The sequence below is a fragment of the Bacillus sp. OV166 genome, from assembly GCF_900177675.1.
In the GTDB taxonomy this organism is placed as follows: Bacteria; Bacillota; Bacilli; order Bacillales; family Cytobacillaceae; genus Neobacillus.
Window position 1 is genome coordinate 206,030 of the sequence record NZ_FXWM01000001.1, and the last position, 16,964, is coordinate 222,993.

Genomic DNA, 16,964 nt, shown 5'->3' on the forward strand with positions numbered 1-16,964 from the left:
TTATTGGAGTGACCACAGTGGATATAAAATTAATGGATATTGTCGGCAGGCGTTCGTATAATTGTGATATTCTCTTTCGAGTGATTGATGTTCGAAAAATAAACGACCAGAAATTTGCAGTTCTATACGGAGAAGACTTTCGCCTTGTGGCAGACGCACCATACGAGGATTTGGTCGTCATCGACGATAATCAACGAGTCAAGCTGAAGAAAGAATACCGGACACTTGAGGAACAGTCTTTTAAGCTGTTTAAACAGGATGTTGAATTACTCAAGCACCGTCAGGATTATGAAGCGACCGGAGGATATGTAAAACCAAGTAATTATTTTCAAATGCCAGGGAAGGTTCTCCATCTGGATGGTGATTCATCCTATTTGAAGAAATGCATGACACTGTATGAAAAAGTGGGAATCCCTGTTTTAGGTATACACTGTAATGAAAAAGAAATGCCAGAAAAAATAGGGGAATTGATTGATTTATACCGCCCGGATATTCTTGTTATTACAGGACATGACGCGTATTCAAAGGCAAAAGGAAAAATGACGGATATTAATGCATATCGCCATTCCAAACATTTCGTCCAAACGGTCAAGGAAGCACGAAAAAAGATTCCCCACTTAGATCAGTTGGTTATTTTTGCAGGAGCATGTCAATCGCACTTTGAATCATTGATTCATGCTGGGGCAAATTATGCCAGTTCGCCCTCAAGAATTAACATCCACGCCCTCGACCCAGTCTATATTGTCGCCAAAATCAGCTTTACACCTTTTATGGAGAGAATTAATGTCTGGGACGTGTTAAGGAACACATTAACAGGTCAAAAGGGACTTGGAGGAATTGAAACAAGAGGAGTGTTACGAACGGGAATGCCTTATCGGCCAATCCAAGAAGAGGATGAATAAGCCTTTGCTGTCCGATAAGGCTTATTTTTTTTATTTCTGAGCCGATACATATTCCCATCCAAATAAGGTAACGATAAAAATGTTGAAATTTAGAAGAAAAAGTAGAATAAAAAATATTGACAATCTTTTTGTTTGACTGATATAATTTATGTTTTTGTTTGACATGACTATGTCAGTGTGTTATACTTTACACAGTGAGGTGGACTGAAATGCCAAAAACCTTAGCCGATATTAAAAAGGCTCTTGACACAAATTTAGGGAAAAGATTACTGCTTAAAGCCAACGGAGGACGAAGGAAGACGATTGAACGTTCCGGTGTTTTAGCTGAAACTTATCCATCTGTTTTTGTTATTGAATTAGATCAGGATGAAAACTCATTTGAACGTGTTTCTTACAGCTATGCAGATGTGTTAACAGAAACAGTTCAAATTACTTTCTACGAAGATGCATCAGGACATTTAGCCTTAAATTAGAATATAAGCAATACACAGCAGTAAACATTTGTTTACTGCTTTTTGCTATTTTAAAACAGTTTCATGAAAACCCTATATCTATCCCATACTAACAATGCTGTAGTATGAAGGGGGGTTGTTTAGATGAGCAGAAGAAGAGGGATTATGTCCAGTCGCTTTAAAGAGGAGCTTGCGAAAGAGCTTGGCTTTTATGATGTCGTTCAAAAAGAAGGATGGGGCGGCATCAAGGCAAAGGATGCAGGGAATATGGTCAAGCGTGCCGTTGAACTTGCACAAGAACATTTGGCTAATCAGGGTCCAAGAGTTTAACTTTTAAATAAGTCACTTCCGCTTTTGATATTAATCAATCACATACTTCAGCGAGACCAGAGGACAATCTCCTCTGGCTTTCTTTTTCTCCAATTTATGACCCTTTTCTTAAAAAACTAATAATAAAATATGAAATTTGATAGGATTTATCATATCTCACGTCTTAGTTTTATCATTTTGTGGTAAAATAGGACAAAATGTGGATTTCCGGACAATAAAGAAGTAGGTGGACGTAGTGAAGCTTTTAGTAAAAGCCCCGGCCAAAATAAATTTAGCATTAGATGTTTTACACAAACGATCAGACGGTTTTCATGAGGTGGAGATGATTATGACCACTATTGATTTGGCTGACCGGGTTGAATTATCGTTATTAAACGATGATAAAATACATATCCATTCCCACAATCGCTATGTCCCTGATGACCAGCGTAATTTAGCTTTTCAAGCTGCACAGCTCTTGAAGGATCGATTTAATGTGAAAAAAGGTGTGCTGATTTCGATTGAAAAGACGATTCCCGTTGCGGCTGGGCTTGCGGGGGGAAGCAGTGATGCTGCTGCCACTTTAAGAGGTTTAAATAAACTTTGGAATCTCGGTTTAACAATGGATGAATTGGCCGAACTAGGAAGCGAAATTGGATCAGATGTTTCATTTTGTGTCTATGGAGGTACTGCTTTGGCAAAGGGCAGAGGAGAAATGATTACCGAAATACCTGCCCCTCCGACATGTTGGGTGATCCTTGCGAAGCCCTTTATTGGGGTTTCAACAGCAGAAGTATACCGAAGACTAGATACCAATAAAATGGCCCATCCAAACATTCCGGGAATGATTGAAGCAATAAATGAACATGATTACCAAAAGGTGTGTACAAACGTGGGGAATGTTTTAGAAGATGTTACCTTAAACCTTCACCCTGAAGTTGCATTAATAAAAGAACAAATGAAGCGTTTTGGTGCAGATGCCGTATTAATGAGCGGCAGCGGTCCAACTGTTTTCGGAATTGTTCAGCATGATTCAAGAATGCATCGAATTTATAATGGATTAAGAGGATTCTGTGACCAAGTATTTGCGGTCCGCATGTTAGGGGAACGGCACTCACTTGATTAAAAACGTACGAAAATGGTATTCTATAACTAGAATATTCGTGTTTTTGGGGGCATGTTATGAAATTTCGCCGCAGTGAACGTTTGATTGATATGACAAATTATTTATTAGATCATCCTCGGCAACTAGTTCCGCTAACTTTTTTTGCAGATCGTTATTCATCTGCGAAATCATCGATTAGTGAAGATTTGGGTATCATCAAAGAGACGTTTGAAAAAAGAGGAATTGGGACCATACAAACAGTGCCAGGGGCTTCAGGCGGGGTAAAGTTCTTTGTAAAAGTAAGTCAAGAAGCAGCAGAACCTTTTATCAATGAATTGTGTGAATTAATTGCTAAACCTGACAGGCTTTTACCTGGTGGATATTTATATTTAACTGATATATTAGGGGATCCTCAAGTAGTGCAAAACGCGGGCCGCATTATTGCCTCTGCCTATACAGATGCAAAAATTGACGTGGTCATGACCGTTGCTACAAAAGGAATTCCGCTTGCCTATGCTGTGGCAAGTCAGTTAAATGTTCCAGTTGTCATCGTCCGAAGAGATAGTAAAGTAACGGAGGGACCGACAGTAAGTATTAATTATGTGTCCGGTTCAGCCAAAAGAATCCAAACCATGGTCCTTTCAAAACGAAGCATGAAACAGGATTCACGCGTCCTTATTGTCGATGATTTTATGAAGGCTGGCGGAACTGTCATGGGAATGATCAGCATGCTTGAGGAATTTAATGGGCATCTGGCTGGGATTGCAGTTTTAGTAGAGGCAGAAAAAATTCAGGAGCGTCTAGTCGATGAATATATTTCCCTCGTTCAGTTATCTGATGTGGATGTGAAGGAAAAAAAGATTAATGTTCAAGTTGGAAATTATTTTACTAAATAATTGGAGGGAATTTGGATGAAAACAGTTCAAACAAATCAAGCACCGGCGGCTATTGGCCCATACTCGCAAGGAATTATCGTAAATAATATGTTCTATAGCTCAGGGCAAATTCCATTAACAGCTGATGGAGCCTTGGTAACCGGCGATATTAAAGAACAAGCTCACCAAGTTTTTCAAAATTTACAGGCAGTTTTAACAGCTGCTGGTGCGTCTTTTGAAACAGTCGTTAAGACAACTGTATTTATTAAAAATATGGATGATTTCGCTTCATTAAACGAGGTATATGGTGAATATTTCTCAATCCATAAACCTGCTCGTTCGTGCGTCGAGGTTGCCCGCTTACCAAAAGATGTTTTAGTTGAAATTGAAGTTGTCGCACTCGTCAAGTAATTTAATTAATTTCTGTTAATTTACTCCCGTGTTTACAATTGTTCACTATTTTGCCCTAAATTTTCTAAAATATTTTGAATATAAAGAAGGATTTCTGAAAAATTTGTTGAATTTAATTATTTAGCTTTTTATATCAGAAAAGGGTGTGAGCACATGGAAGTAACTGACGTAAGATTACGCCGAGTTAATACGGATGGACGCATGAGAGCGATTGCATCAATCACTTTGGACAATGAATTTGTTGTTCATGACATTCGTGTTATTGACGGGAACAACGGTTTATTTGTAGCTATGCCAAGCAAACGTACTCCAGATGGAGAATTTCGTGACATTGCGCATCCAATTAATTCAGGAACGCGCGGTAAAATCCAAGAAGCTGTTTTGGCTGAGTACCACCGTTTAGGTGAATTAGAAGTAGAATTTGAAGAAGCCGGAGCTTCCTAAGGATTTTTACAACTAGGGCCTTTCTTCTATGAAGGCTCTTTTTATTGTTTTTAGTTAACCCCATCCCCTTTATTACCTCTATTTTTATATCCTCATAAATTAATTCATTATTACAAAATTAGACTCTTCCCTCACATACCTTGAAAAGAGCGCCCATTTACGTTAATATTTTTAATGGATAAAAAGGTTAATTGGAGGACTTAAACATGCATAATCGTTATGCTGTGATTTTGGCTGCAGGGCAAGGAACGCGGATGAAGTCAAAGCTATATAAAGTATTACACCTGGTATGCGGAAAACCAATGGTACAACACGTGGTTGACCAAGTAATGAAGCTTAATATACAAGAAGTTGTCACAATTATTGGTCATGGGGCAGAAATGGTGCAAGCACAGCTGGGCGATAGCAGTCGGTATGCTCTCCAAGATCAGCAGTTAGGTACTGCCCATGCTGTTAGTCAGGCACAGAGCCTGCTCGAAGGGAAAGCAGGAGTGACGATTGTTGTTTGTGGGGATACTCCTCTAATCAAAGCTGAAACGATGGAGTCTCTGTTTAAACATCATGAAGAGCTAGCTGCAAAAGCTACCATCCTCACAGCGAGAATTGAAGACCCAACAGGATACGGCCGAATCATTCGTAATAAAAAAGGCTTAGTTGAAAAAATTGTTGAGCATAAAGACGCCTCTGAAGAGGAAAGAAAGATTAATGAAATCAATACTGGTACTTATTGCTTCGATAATCTTGCATTATTTGAAGCCTTAAAGAATGTTTCAAATGAAAATGTTCAAGGGGAATATTATTTACCAGATGTGATAGAAATTCTAAAAAAACAGGGGGAAGTTGTCACAGCTTTCCAAACAGATGAATTTGAAGAAACATTAGGTGTGAATGACCGCGTGGCTTTAGCAGAAGCAGAACGAATTATGCGTGGCCGTACGAATGCAGCACATATGCGGAATGGGGTAACGATTATTGATCCTGCGAACACCTATATAGAAACAGAGGTTGAAATAGGGCAGGATACAGTTATCTATCCAGGAACGATGATCAAAGGCAAAACAGTGATTGGAGCAGAATGTCAGATTGGACCAAACTCTGAAATCGTTTCGTGTGAAATTGGCGCTGAAACGGTAATCCGTCAATCAGTTGCCCATAATAGCTCAATCGGTGCTCAAGTCAACATTGGGCCATTTGCCCATATTCGTCCAGAATCAGCGATTCAGGATGAAGTGAAGATTGGCAATTTTGTCGAAATTAAAAAGGCTGTCTTTGGAAAAGGAAGCAAAGCCTCCCATCTCAGCTATATTGGTGATGCTGAGGTAGGTTCCGATGTAAACATTGGCTGTGGCTCGATTACAGTGAATTATGACGGTAAAAATAAATTCTTAACAAAAATAGAAGATGGAGTCTTTATTGGCTGCAATTCAAATCTAGTTGCTCCTGTTACGATTAAGAAGGGTGCATATGTGGCCGCTGGTTCAACGATTACAAAAGATGTACCAAGTGAGGCCTTATCGATTGCCCGGGCAAAGCAAGTGAATAAGGAAAATTACGTTCAACAGCTTAATCTAAAGAAATAGGCTAAGAAATTTAGGAGGCTATTATGTCGAATCAATATTTAGACCCAAATCTTAAGGTATTTAGTTTAAATTCCAATCTTCCCCTTGCAAGAGAAATTGCTAAATTCATCGGTGTTGAATTAGGTAAATGTTCTGTCACAAGATTTAGTGATGGAGAAATTCAAATCAATATTGAAGAAAGTATTCGTGGTGGTGATGTGTATGTCATCCAATCGACTAGCCAGCCGGTAAATGAAAATATCATGGAATTATTAATCATGATTGATGCATTAAAAAGAGCTTCTGCTAAAACGATTAATATTGTGATGCCATATTATGGCTATGCACGTCAGGATCGTAAGGCGCGTGCTCGTGAGCCGATTACAGCTAAATTAGTGGCAACCCTGCTTGAAACGGCAGGAGCAACCCGTGTGATCTGTCTTGATCTGCACGCACCACAAATTCAAGGATTCTTTGATATTCCTACGGATCATTTAATGGGTGTACCTATTTTAGCTGACTATTTTAAAACTAGAGATTTCAATAGCGAAATTGTCATCGTTTCTCCAGACCATGGCGGCGTAACTAGAGCTCGGAAATTAGCGGAACGGATGAAAGCTCCAATTGCGATTATCGATAAACGCCGCCCAAGACCAAATGTCGCTGAAGTGATGAATATCGTAGGTAACATTGAAGGGAAAACGGCGATTTTAATTGATGATATTATCGATACAGCCGGAACCATCACACTCGCTGCGAACGCTTTAATTGAAAACGGTGCATCAGAAGTTTATGCTTGCTGTACCCATCCTGTCTTATCGGGTCCTGCAATCGAAAGGATTCAAAATTCAAAAATTAAAGAATTAGTGATCACTAATTCCATTGCACTTCCAGAAGAGAAAAAAATTGATAAGATTATTAACTTATCTGTAGCGCCACTGCTTGGTGAAGCAATTATTCGTGTTCATGAGGAGCAATCAGTAAGTACTTTGTTTGATTGATGATAAGAATGAAGGGTCTGGCCTCTTTGGTCAGATCCTACTTTTGCTTATGTATAGTTACCTATTTTGGAATAAACAGTCCAAAAAAATGTTTAGACCTCCCTCTTTTGGGGCATTTTTATATAGACAGTTTTTGATAAAATAGGAGGGTAACTAAACATGAGTACTGTACTACAGGCAAAAGAACGGAAGGAATTCCGTCATTCCGCATTAAAGGCAATTAGAAAAAACGGGGACATCCCCGCGATTATTTATGGTGCGAAGGTCGATAGTAAGCCCGTGTCGATTAGTTCAGCAGACTTAACAAAGACGATCCGTCAAGTGGGCAGGAATGGTGTTATTTCTCTTGATGTAGATGGCAGTAAACAGGATGTAGTCTTAACCGAATACCAAGAGGACTCTATTAAAAAGGAAATCATACACGTTGATTTCTTAGCTGTAGATAAATCCTCAAAAATTAATGTGGATGTAAGACTTGTTCTCGTTGGGGATGCAGCAGGAGTAAAAGATGGCGGCGTGATGCAGCAACCACTTCATCAATTAGCAGTTACTTCCACTCCGGATAATATTCCACCGCAAATTGAAGTGGATGTATCAAACCTACAAGTAGGTGAAACGTTAACCATTGCCGACATTCTGTATCAAGGTTCTTCTTTTACGATTAACCATGAGAATGATGAGGTAATCGCTTCGATTCTTCCACCGAAGGCAGAAGAGGAAATTAATGCAGGTGAACAACAAGCACCGGGACATCCTGATAATGAAGAAGGAAGAGAGACCACTCCGGAATAGAAAAGCAATAACACTTGGGCTAGACAATGTTCCATGCGCAATGTAAATTAAGAGTTGGAAGGCGTAATCCACTTCAGGTTACGTCTTTTATCGCATTAAATATTCATGGGAGAAAAATCTATGTTTCGTAAAATATTTAAAAGGTTGGCTAAGCCAGAAGAGGTGGGACCCCAGATGAAGTTAATCGTTGGTTTAGGTAACCCAGGAAAACAATATGACCAGACGAGGCACAATATTGGTTTTGAAGTCATTGATGCTCTATCGAGTAAATTTGCGATCCCACTTAACCAGTCCAAATTTAAAGGACTGTATGGGATTGGTTTTTATAGTGGTGAAAAAGTAATTTTATTAAAACCGCTTACTTATATGAATTTATCTGGAGAGTCAATCAGAGCTGTCATGGATTATTATGATATTGACATAGAAGATCTGCTCGTGATTTATGATGATCTGGATTTGCCAGTCGGGAAGATTAGACTTCGGCAAAAAGGGAGTCCAGGCGGACATAACGGGATTAAGTCCACAGTAGCCCATCTTGGAACACAGCAGTTCAACAGAATAAGGATTGGAATTGACCGCCCTCAGCCTGGAATGAGTGTGCCTGATTATGTTCTAGGACGTTTTCATCCGGACGAAAAGGCTCCAACTGAGGATGCAGTGAAAAAAAGTGCTGAAGCCAGCTCTGCATGGCTCGAGAAGCCCTTCTTGCAGGTCATGAATGAATATAATCAGTAAATTGTTCATGACACAAGCCATTGTTTCATACAATAAAGCATTAAAACGAAATGGAAGGATCATCATACGAGCGGTTAATAATGAATAAGTTCCTCCTAGTAGGTTAATACTAATAAGGAATCCTAGATTAGGGAGGGACAGGCGTGGCTATTCATTACCATTGTCGTCATTGTGGTACGAAACTTGGTTCAATTGATAAAGCATCGATACACAGCGAAAGCCTCGGTCTTCATAAATTAACAGATCAAGAAAGACTGGAAATGGTTGCGTATGACTCGTCCGGCGATATTCACATCACAGCCATTTGTGAAGACTGTCAGGAAGCTTTAGATCGGAATCCAGATTACCATCAATACGATTTCCTTATTCATTAACCCAGCTTTGGAGTACCGTCCAAAGCGTTTTTCTATTTATAATTTACTAACATAAGAACGTTATTCATATGAATTTTGTTGAGGAGGGAGGAGAAACCTTGAAAGCTTTAAAATCGTTATTTCTAAAGCAGGAAGATGTCCATTCCGTTATCGCGGGAGTGGAAGAGGGATTAAAGGAACAGTTGATTGCGGGGTTATCGGGTTCGTCAAGAACAGTTTTAACCGCTTCTATCTACGAACAAACGCAAAGGCCGATCATGCTCGTCACCCACAATCTATTACAAGCACAAAAACTCTATGATGATATTGTCAATCTATTAAGTGAGAAAGATGTTTTTCTTTTTCCAGCCAATGAGTTAATTGCTGCTGAGATGAGCATTGCCAGTCCGGAATTAAAAGCCCAAAGAATTGAAGCTTTAAACTACTGGAGCAAGCATAATAAAGGAATATTAATTGTCCCAATTGCAGGGTTAAAGAAGATCGTACCTCCTAAGTCTGTGTGGAAAGAATACCAGCTCTCATTAAAATTAGGGGAAGATATAACGATCGAGAAAACCTTAAATACATTTGTAAAAATGGGTTATATCCGAGCGGAAATGGTCACAACTCCAGGGGAATTTAGCGTAAGAGGCGGGATCATCGATATTTATCCGCTTACCGAAGCAAATCCGCTGCGAATTGAATTATTCGATACTGAAATTGACTCGATTCGTTATTTCTCGCTTGAGGATCAACGTTCAAAAGAGAAGGTTTCAGAGGTTCATATTGGACCAGCAACAGAAGTAGTGTTAGAGGCAGACAATTATAGCCGCATTATTGATCATCTTGAAGCCGGATTAGGTAAAAGTCTTCGAAAACTAAAAGATGATAAAGCAAAAATGCAGCTATCGCAAAATATCAGTTTTGAATTGGAGCAGTTAAAAAACGGTCAAAAGCCTGACCAAGTCTTTAAATACCTTTCACTAGCCTACGATAGGGCTGCTAGTTTACTAGACTATCTGCCAAGCAATGGCCTTGTGTTTATTGACGAAATAAGCCGAGTTCAAGAGATGAATGATTCCTTAGTAAAAGAAGAGGCAGAATGGTATACAAGCTTACTTGGCACAGGACAGATTATCCATGATTTACATATTTCCCATGACCTTTCAGTTCTGTTGCAAAAAAGAGAATTACCGATTGTTTATATGTCCTTGTTCTTACGTCATGTCGCCAATACAAGTCCGCAAAATATCATTAATGTCTCCTGCAAACAAATGCAAAACTTTCATGGGCAAATGCATTTATTAAAGGCAGAGATCGACAGGTGGAAGAAAAGCAATTATTCTATTTTATTTTTAGGACCGGATGAAGAGCGGGTAAAAAAATTAGAGCGTGTACTAGAGGACTATGAAATTAGTGCAAGTATGACGAAGGGTGAACAGCAGCTGTTACCTGGCCGAGTTCAGATTATGCAAGGAAACCTGCAAACGGGCTTTGAACTGTCGATCCAGAAAATAGCTGTGATTACCGAAGAAGAATTATTTAATAAACGGGTCAAAAAATCTACTAACCGTCAAAAACTATCAAATGCTGAAAGAATTAAGAGTTACTCAGAGCTTAAAATCGGTGATTATGTTGTTCACGTGAACCATGGAATCGGTAAGTATTTAGGAATTGAAACGCTGGTCATTAATGGAATTCATAAGGATTATCTCCATATCCGCTATCAAGGGACAGATAAACTTTATGTTCCAGTTGAACAAATTGACCTGGTCATGAAGTATGTCGGTTCAGAAGGAAAAGAGCCAAAAATTTATAAACTGGGCGGAACGGATTGGAAAAAGGTTAAGAAGAAGGTTCAATCCTCTGTTCAAGATATTGCTGACGATTTAATCAAATTATATGCGGAGCGGGAAGCTGCTGTGGGTTATGCCTATTCTCCAGATGGCGATATGCAAAGAGATTTTGAAACATCGTTTGCTTACCAAGAAACAGACGATCAGTTGCGTTCGATTCATGAGATTAAGAAGGACATGGAAAGACCACGTCCGATGGACCGCCTCCTTTGCGGCGATGTAGGTTATGGAAAAACAGAAGTGGCTATTCGCGCGGCCTTCAAGGCCATCGCAGATGGGAAGCAAGTCGCTTTTCTTGTGCCTACAACCATTTTAGCTCAGCAGCATCATGAAACGTTAAGGGAGAGATTTCAGGATTATCCGATTAATATTGGCCTATTAAGCCGTTTCCGCTCGAAAAAACAGCAAACGGATACAATTAAAGGTTTAAAAGCGGGTACGATTGATATTGTCGTAGGAACACACCGCCTGCTTTCAAAAGATATTGTTTATCGTGATTTAGGATTGCTGATCATTGATGAAGAGCAGCGGTTTGGGGTTACCCATAAGGAAAAAATTAAGAAATTAAAAACGAATGTCGATGTATTAACATTGACGGCAACACCGATCCCTAGAACTCTTCACATGTCAATGCTCGGGGTCCGAGATTTATCGGTTATCGAAACTCCGCCTGAAAATCGTTTTCCTGTCCAAACCTATGTGATGGAATATAATGGATCATTGGTGCGGGAAGCGATTGAAAGGGAACTAGCCCGCGACGGACAAGTCTACTTTTTATATAACCGAGTGGAAGACATTGAACGAAAAGCTGAGGAAATATCGGTGCTTGTCCCCGATGCGCGTGTGGCCTTTGCCCATGGTCAGATGACAGAAAATGAATTAGAAGCGGTGATGATTGGCTTTTTAGCTGGTGATTTTGATGTTCTTGTTAGTACGACCATTATTGAAACAGGTGTGGATATTCCGAATGTTAATACATTAATAGTCTTTGATGCGGATCGCATGGGGCTTTCCCAGCTGTATCAGCTCCGTGGTCGTGTGGGAAGGTCCAATCGTGTTGCCTACGCCTATTTCACCTATCGAAAAGATAAAGTATTAACAGAAGTCGCTGAAAAGCGCCTTCAAGCGATCAAGGAATTTACTGAATTAGGTTCAGGATTTAAAATTGCGATGCGTGATTTATCGATAAGAGGGGCAGGAAATTTACTAGGGGCCCAGCAGCATGGATTTATTGACTCCGTCGGTTTTGATCTTTATTCGCAAATGTTGAAAGAAGCCATTGAAGAGCGAAAGGTTAACATCGGCGTGACTGGAGCAGCTGTAAAAAAATCGGTAGAAATTGACCTTGAAATTGATGCCTACATTCCGGATACATATATTAAGGATGGGCATCAAAAAATAGAAATGTACAAACGTTTTAGAGGGGCCGAGACTCTTGCAGATATTGAAGAGCTTGAAGCGGAAATGTTGGACCGGTTTGGTGAATATCCGGATGAGGTTTCCTGCCTATTCCAAATCGCTGAAATGAAGGTTTATGCCCTTATAAATGGGGTGGAACAAATTAAGCAGCTAAAACAGGAAATAACCATTTTAGTGAATGAACAGGTTACCAACACGATTGATGGAAGTAAGATTTTTCATATTGGAAGCCAATTTGGCCGAAATGTTACGCCTGGCATGGAAGGTCCTAGGCTGAAAATTGTGATCAAGGTCAAGGATTATAAAGCCTCACAATGGCTTAATATTGCCTTTGAAATGGTTAAGGGTCTGTCCCAAGCAAAAAAGGGTCATGAAAATCCAGTAAATTAACTGGATTCCTCTAAACATTGGTAGAAAGTGTCCCGCTTGTGGTTTGCCCAAGCAATTCACTGGAATCCTGCTTTATCCAATTTGGGATAATTGTTATATATTTGAAAAATTATAACGTTTATGTATAGAACTTTCCAGATGAAAGATACTAAGTTCAAAGTTGGTGATGATTACAATAAAAGGAAAAACCGTCATCGCCAAGTTGAATAATCATCAGATGAAAGTGAGGCAACATTGGATGAAAGCAACTGGAATAGTTCGTCGAATCGATGATTTGGGTCGTGTTGTCATTCCTAAAGAAATACGCAGAACTTTGCGTATCCGCGAAGGGGATCCGTTAGAGATTTTCGTTGATCGAGACGGAGAAGTCATCTTAAAAAAGTATTCACCTATAAGTGAATTAGGTGATTTTGCCAAAGAATATGCTGAAGCACTTTTCGATAGCCTCGGAAACCCTGTATTAATTTGTGATAGAGATACCGTTATTGCAATGGCAGGCGGTTCTAAGAAAGAATACTTAAATAAAAATATTAGTGATGTAGTTGAAAAAACAATGGAAGAACGAAATTCAGTGCTGTTCACTCAAAAGGGTGACATCGCCTTAGTGGATGGAAATGAAGAAGCAATAACTTCATATACGATCGGCCCTATTATTGCAAATGGTGATCCAATCGGGGCAGTCATCATTTTTTCTAAAGAAGGAACTCTTGGCGAAGTGGAGCAGAAGGCTGTTGAAACAGCAGCTGGTTTCTTAGCTCGACAAATGGAGTCATAAAAGAACTAATCCTATTTAACAAATTTTAAAAAGACAGCTATTGCTGTCTTTTTTATTTAGTTTAAAAGGACTCTTCCCATGATATAATAACCTTCGAGTTTGTATATTTTGTCTAGCTCCAGCGCTAAACGGGCGCTTGCGCTTTTCTTAGTAGGTGAATAAATGAAGTCTGTGAATCAATCAAAGGCTCTGTTTAGAGGAGCCTTTATCCTAATGCTTGCGGCCCTTATTACAAAAATTTTAAGTGCCTTTTATCGAATTCCTTTTCAAAACATTGTCGGAGATATTGGCTTTTACATATATCAGCAAGTATATCCGTTTTATGGGATGGCCATCGTCCTTTCGACGACTGGCTTTCCTGTCGTCATTTCAAAGCTCTATGCGGAGCAGAAACAAAAAGGTGATGACGAAAAATCACGCTTGCTTCTTTTTGTATCATTTATTTATTTGCAATTATTTGGTTTTATCTGTTTCCTTATTCTTTACTTTGGTGCGGACAGCATCGCTGTTTGGATGAATGACCCCCATCTCTCGATTCTATTAAGGGTAGTCTCGATTGTGTTTCTAATGTTTCCAATGATGTCGACTCTGAGAGGCTATTACCAAGGGATTGGGAACATGGTCCCCACGGCACTATCACAGGTGGGGGAACAAACCACACGAGTATTGACGATTCTCTTTTTGGCCTCTCTTTTTATAGAAAAGGGTTATTCCCTCTATCTTGTCGGCGGTGGGGCCATGTTTGGTTCGATTACCGGCAGTATGATCTCAGGAATTATCTTGTTTATGTTTTTATGGATACGTAAAGAATGGAAGGTAGTAGCACCAAGGCAAGGAATGTTTCAAAGATATGCAAACGATGCAAAAAAGATCTTTAAGGCCCTTGTCTATCAGGGTCTCACGATTTGTATTAGCGGGATGCTCATGATATTTATCCAATTAGCCGATGCTTTGAATCTCTACTCCCTGCTTGTCGGAAGCGGGATTGATAGAGACGTGGCTAAAAGCCTTAAGGGGATATTTGACCGTGGACAGCCATTAATTCAGTTAGGAACCATTGCTGCCACCTCCATGTCTTTAACCCTTGTTCCCTTAATCACAAGAGAGCGGTTGGCTGCCAAACCTGAATTTTTACAACACAAAATTCAAGTAGCTCTTAAAGTGAGTATCATTTTCGGTTTGGGTGCCTCTTCAGGTCTATGGGCAATCATTAAACCGACTAACACGATGCTGTTTGAAAATGAAGCTGGTTCAGCGGTGTTAGGGGTATTGAGTTTTGTGATCTTGTTTACGTCGCTTACCGCGACGATAATCGCCATTATGCAGGGCATGGGTGTGCTGCTATTTCCAGCCATCGCAGTTGCATGTATATTTCCGTTAAAATATATCCTAAATGTTTATTTGGTACCCTTATATGGAACAATGGGTGCTGCCATTTCATCACTTATTTCGCTGGGAATGGTCACAGCACTGCTATTCATTCAATTTAAAAAGGTCGTTCGGATTTCACTATTCTCCCTTCACTTTTGGAGAACGATCATAATGGCCACCGCATCGATGGTCCTCTTTTTAAAGGTTTATTTATATATGTTCGGCTCGGATAATTATGGTCGAATCGAAGCTGTCTTTCAATCGTTAAGCGCGGTAATCGTTGGTGGTTTCCTCTTTTTATTGATTATTATTAGAGGCAAAATCTTTCGTGAGGAAGAATTGGCGCTATTTCCATTTGGAAGTACATTAATAAAATTATTGGCCCGAAAGGATAGGAATTAACAATGGTAAGAAGGATTGAAATTCTAGGTTTAGGTGCAGGAGATTTGGAACAACTTCCTGTTGGTGTATATAAGAAGTTACTTAAAGCAAACTCGTTATTTTTGCGGACGAAGGAACATCCGGTGGTCTCTGAGTTGGAGAAAGAAGGATTAAGGTATACTTCATTTGATTCAATCTATGAAAAACACGATCAATTCGAGGAAGTATATCAAGAAATTGTCGAGACGCTGTTGCAAAAGGCAGAAAGCGAGACGATTGTTTATGCTGTCCCAGGACATCCACTAGTAGCAGAGCGGGCTGTACAGCTTCTTTTGGCGTATGGTCCAACAAGGGATATTGAAATAAGCATTGGCGGAGGACAAAGTTTTATTGATGCCTTATTTACCTCGTTAAAGATTGACCCGATTGAAGGGTTTCAGTTACTTGATGGGACATCACTCAACGCAGCACAACTGCAAATTGACCAACATATGATTGTGAGCCAAGTATATGACCAATTTGTTGCCTCTAACGTTAAATTAACCTTAATGGAAAAATTACCAGATGATTATCAGGTTTATATCGTTACAGCGGCAGGGAGCAGTCAAGAAATAATCGAAAAAGTTCCATTGTTTGAATTGGACCGAAATGTATCGATTAACAATCTGACGTCCGTTTATATTCCGCCAGTCAAAGAGGAACAAATCCTATTGAAGAATTTTTCAAAGTTAAGGGAAATTATTGCTGAACTTAGGAGTCCAACTGGCTGCCCGTGGGATAGAGAGCAAACCCATGAATCCTTAAAAAAATATTTAATAGAAGAAACCTACGAAGTAATTGACGCAATTAACCATGAAGATATTGACCATTTAATTGAAGAACTGGGCGATGTACTGCTGCAGGTCATGCTCCATGCCCAAATCGGTGAAGATGATGGTTATTTTTCGATTGATGACATTATTGAAGGATTATCAGCGAAAATGATTCGCCGCCATCCCCATGTGTTTGGAAATGGTCAGGCGGATAATGCCGAAGAGGTGGTAAGAAACTGGCAGGAAATTAAGAAGCAGGAAAAAGGTGAAGTGCCTTCTTCTTTACTTGAAGGAGTGTCAATGGCCCTGCCGAATTTGTTAAGAGCGTATGAATTGCAAAAGAAAGCGGCAAAGGTTGGCTTTGATTGGCAGGAAATCACACCTGCGCTGGAGAAAGTGAAAGAAGAACTCGAAGAATTTGTGAATGAATTAGACGGAACAGACGAAGGCATGGCACGGGCTAAAGGGGAATTTGGCGATTTACTATTTGCGTTTGTCAATGTTGCCAGATTCTTGAAGATTCATCCAGAAGAAGCATTGTTTGAAACGAATGAAAAGTTTACACGCCGTTTTCGATTTGTCGAGGAAAAAGTAAAGGACAGTGGCAGGACATTTGAAGAACATACACTGGAACAACTCGACCAATACTGGGACGAAGCTAAGTTATTAGGACTTTAGAAGAAGGGGAGATCATCCATGCGTCTAGATAAGTTTTTAAAAGTATCGCGATTAATCAAAAGAAGGACCTTAGCAAAAGAGGTGTCTGACCAAGGGAGAATCGAAATTAATGGGAAAGAGGCCAAGGCTTCTTCAACGGTTAAAGTCGGGGATGAATTAACAATCCGACTGGGGCAAAGAAAAGTTACCGCAAGGATTGACCGGATCCAGGATACCACCCGCAAAGAGGAAGCAGCAGAGATGTATACGATCATCAATGAAGAAAGAATTGGCTCCACAGAATTCCCAATGTAGTAACCGAGTTCTAATTTTCAAATCCTTCACATAAATTGTATCAAAAAGGT

Annotated in this window: 17 protein-coding genes; all 17 read left to right on the forward strand. The window is 39.7% G+C overall.

The genetic code is table 11. From position 1 onward, the window contains the following. The first annotated feature begins 17 nt into the window (after window positions 1-17). The 17 genes from yabG (at window position 18) to CCK98_RS01070 (ending at window position 16,914) form a co-directional block, all read left to right on the forward strand. Window positions 18-902 carry a sporulation peptidase YabG gene (gene yabG, locus CCK98_RS00990; protein WP_088090243.1) on the forward strand — a complete coding sequence of 295 codons (885 nt, stop codon included), beginning with the start codon at window positions 18-20 and terminating at the stop codon, window positions 900-902. Window positions 903-1,111: 209 nt separating this feature from the next. Continuing rightward, complete coding sequence (gene veg, locus CCK98_RS00995) at window positions 1,112-1,375, forward strand: biofilm formation stimulator Veg (RefSeq protein ID WP_066249244.1); 264 nt, start codon at window positions 1,112-1,114, stop codon at window positions 1,373-1,375. A 123-nt stretch (window positions 1,376-1,498) separates the two neighbouring features. Next, a complete protein-coding gene (locus CCK98_RS01000) occupies window positions 1,499-1,684 on the forward strand; it encodes a small, acid-soluble spore protein, alpha/beta type (protein ID WP_088084921.1) in 186 nt (61 codons plus the stop codon). Window positions 1,685-1,919: 235 nt separating this feature from the next. After that, a complete protein-coding gene (ispE, locus tag CCK98_RS01005; protein WP_088084922.1) occupies window positions 1,920-2,789 on the forward strand; it encodes a 4-(cytidine 5'-diphospho)-2-C-methyl-D-erythritol kinase in 870 nt (289 codons plus the stop codon). A 56-nt stretch (window positions 2,790-2,845) separates the two neighbouring features. After that, complete coding sequence (purR, locus tag CCK98_RS01010) at window positions 2,846-3,664, forward strand: pur operon repressor (RefSeq protein WP_088084923.1); 819 nt, start codon at window positions 2,846-2,848, stop codon at window positions 3,662-3,664. A 15-nt stretch (window positions 3,665-3,679) separates the two neighbouring features. Next, complete coding sequence (locus tag CCK98_RS01015) at window positions 3,680-4,054, forward strand: RidA family protein (protein WP_088084924.1); 375 nt, start codon at window positions 3,680-3,682, stop codon at window positions 4,052-4,054. A gap of 153 nt (window positions 4,055-4,207) precedes the next feature. Next, window positions 4,208-4,498, forward strand: a complete 291-nt coding sequence (spoVG, locus tag CCK98_RS01020) for a septation regulator SpoVG (protein ID WP_003347151.1) — start codon at window positions 4,208-4,210, stop codon at window positions 4,496-4,498. 206 nt (window positions 4,499-4,704) lie between these two features. Beyond that, window positions 4,705-6,078, forward strand: a complete 1,374-nt coding sequence (glmU, locus tag CCK98_RS01025; RefSeq protein ID WP_088084925.1) for a bifunctional UDP-N-acetylglucosamine diphosphorylase/glucosamine-1-phosphate N-acetyltransferase GlmU — start codon at window positions 4,705-4,707, stop codon at window positions 6,076-6,078. 23 nt (window positions 6,079-6,101) lie between these two features. Next, complete coding sequence (locus CCK98_RS01030) at window positions 6,102-7,058, forward strand: ribose-phosphate diphosphokinase (protein ID WP_088084926.1); 957 nt, start codon at window positions 6,102-6,104, stop codon at window positions 7,056-7,058. A gap of 159 nt (window positions 7,059-7,217) precedes the next feature. Then, window positions 7,218-7,850: a 50S ribosomal protein L25/general stress protein Ctc gene (locus CCK98_RS01035; RefSeq protein ID WP_088084927.1), complete on the forward strand. Its 633-nt coding sequence runs from the start codon at window positions 7,218-7,220 to the stop codon at window positions 7,848-7,850. Window positions 7,851-8,024: 174 nt separating this feature from the next. Continuing rightward, complete coding sequence (gene pth, locus CCK98_RS01040) at window positions 8,025-8,585, forward strand: aminoacyl-tRNA hydrolase (protein WP_088090244.1); 561 nt, start codon at window positions 8,025-8,027, stop codon at window positions 8,583-8,585. Window positions 8,586-8,728: 143 nt separating this feature from the next. Next, window positions 8,729-8,959: an anti-sigma-F factor Fin family protein gene (locus tag CCK98_RS01045; protein ID WP_088084928.1), complete on the forward strand. Its 231-nt coding sequence runs from the start codon at window positions 8,729-8,731 to the stop codon at window positions 8,957-8,959. Window positions 8,960-9,057: 98 nt separating this feature from the next. Beyond that, window positions 9,058-12,603, forward strand: a complete 3,546-nt coding sequence (gene mfd, locus CCK98_RS01050; RefSeq protein WP_088084929.1) for a transcription-repair coupling factor — start codon at window positions 9,058-9,060, stop codon at window positions 12,601-12,603. Between the two features lie 238 nt (window positions 12,604-12,841). After that, window positions 12,842-13,378: a stage V sporulation protein T gene (gene spoVT, locus CCK98_RS01055; protein ID WP_088084930.1), complete on the forward strand. Its 537-nt coding sequence runs from the start codon at window positions 12,842-12,844 to the stop codon at window positions 13,376-13,378. Window positions 13,379-13,540: 162 nt separating this feature from the next. After that, entirely contained in the window at window positions 13,541-15,151 is a 1,611-nt protein-coding gene (locus CCK98_RS01060) for a polysaccharide biosynthesis protein (protein WP_088084931.1), read from the forward strand. Window positions 15,152-15,153: 2 nt separating this feature from the next. After that, complete coding sequence (mazG, locus tag CCK98_RS01065) at window positions 15,154-16,620, forward strand: nucleoside triphosphate pyrophosphohydrolase (RefSeq protein ID WP_088084932.1); 1,467 nt, start codon at window positions 15,154-15,156, stop codon at window positions 16,618-16,620. 18 nt (window positions 16,621-16,638) lie between these two features. Next, entirely contained in the window at window positions 16,639-16,914 is a 276-nt protein-coding gene (locus CCK98_RS01070; protein WP_088084933.1) for an RNA-binding S4 domain-containing protein, read from the forward strand. The last annotated feature ends 50 nt before the right edge of the window (window positions 16,915-16,964 follow it).

Coding starts and splice junctions, on each gene's coding strand:
- CCK98_RS01060 (WP_088084931.1), top strand. CDS start 13,541: ATGAAGTCTGTGAATCAATCAAAGGCTCTGTTTAGAGGAGCCTTTATC.
- CCK98_RS01070 (WP_088084933.1), top strand. CDS start 16,639: ATGCGTCTAGATAAGTTTTTAAAAGTATCGCGATTAATCAAAAGAAGG.
- glmU (WP_088084925.1), top strand. CDS start 4,705: ATGCATAATCGTTATGCTGTGATTTTGGCTGCAGGGCAAGGAACGCGG.
- purR (WP_088084923.1), top strand. CDS start 2,846: ATGAAATTTCGCCGCAGTGAACGTTTGATTGATATGACAAATTATTTA.
- CCK98_RS01000 (WP_088084921.1), top strand. CDS start 1,499: ATGAGCAGAAGAAGAGGGATTATGTCCAGTCGCTTTAAAGAGGAGCTT.
- veg (WP_066249244.1), top strand. CDS start 1,112: ATGCCAAAAACCTTAGCCGATATTAAAAAGGCTCTTGACACAAATTTA.
- CCK98_RS01030 (WP_088084926.1), top strand. CDS start 6,102: ATGTCGAATCAATATTTAGACCCAAATCTTAAGGTATTTAGTTTAAAT.
- spoVG (WP_003347151.1), top strand. CDS start 4,208: ATGGAAGTAACTGACGTAAGATTACGCCGAGTTAATACGGATGGACGC.
- CCK98_RS01035 (WP_088084927.1), top strand. CDS start 7,218: ATGAGTACTGTACTACAGGCAAAAGAACGGAAGGAATTCCGTCATTCC.
- spoVT (WP_088084930.1), top strand. CDS start 12,842: ATGAAAGCAACTGGAATAGTTCGTCGAATCGATGATTTGGGTCGTGTT.
- CCK98_RS01015 (WP_088084924.1), top strand. CDS start 3,680: ATGAAAACAGTTCAAACAAATCAAGCACCGGCGGCTATTGGCCCATAC.
- pth (WP_088090244.1), top strand. CDS start 8,025: ATGAAGTTAATCGTTGGTTTAGGTAACCCAGGAAAACAATATGACCAG.
- mazG (WP_088084932.1), top strand. CDS start 15,154: ATGGTAAGAAGGATTGAAATTCTAGGTTTAGGTGCAGGAGATTTGGAA.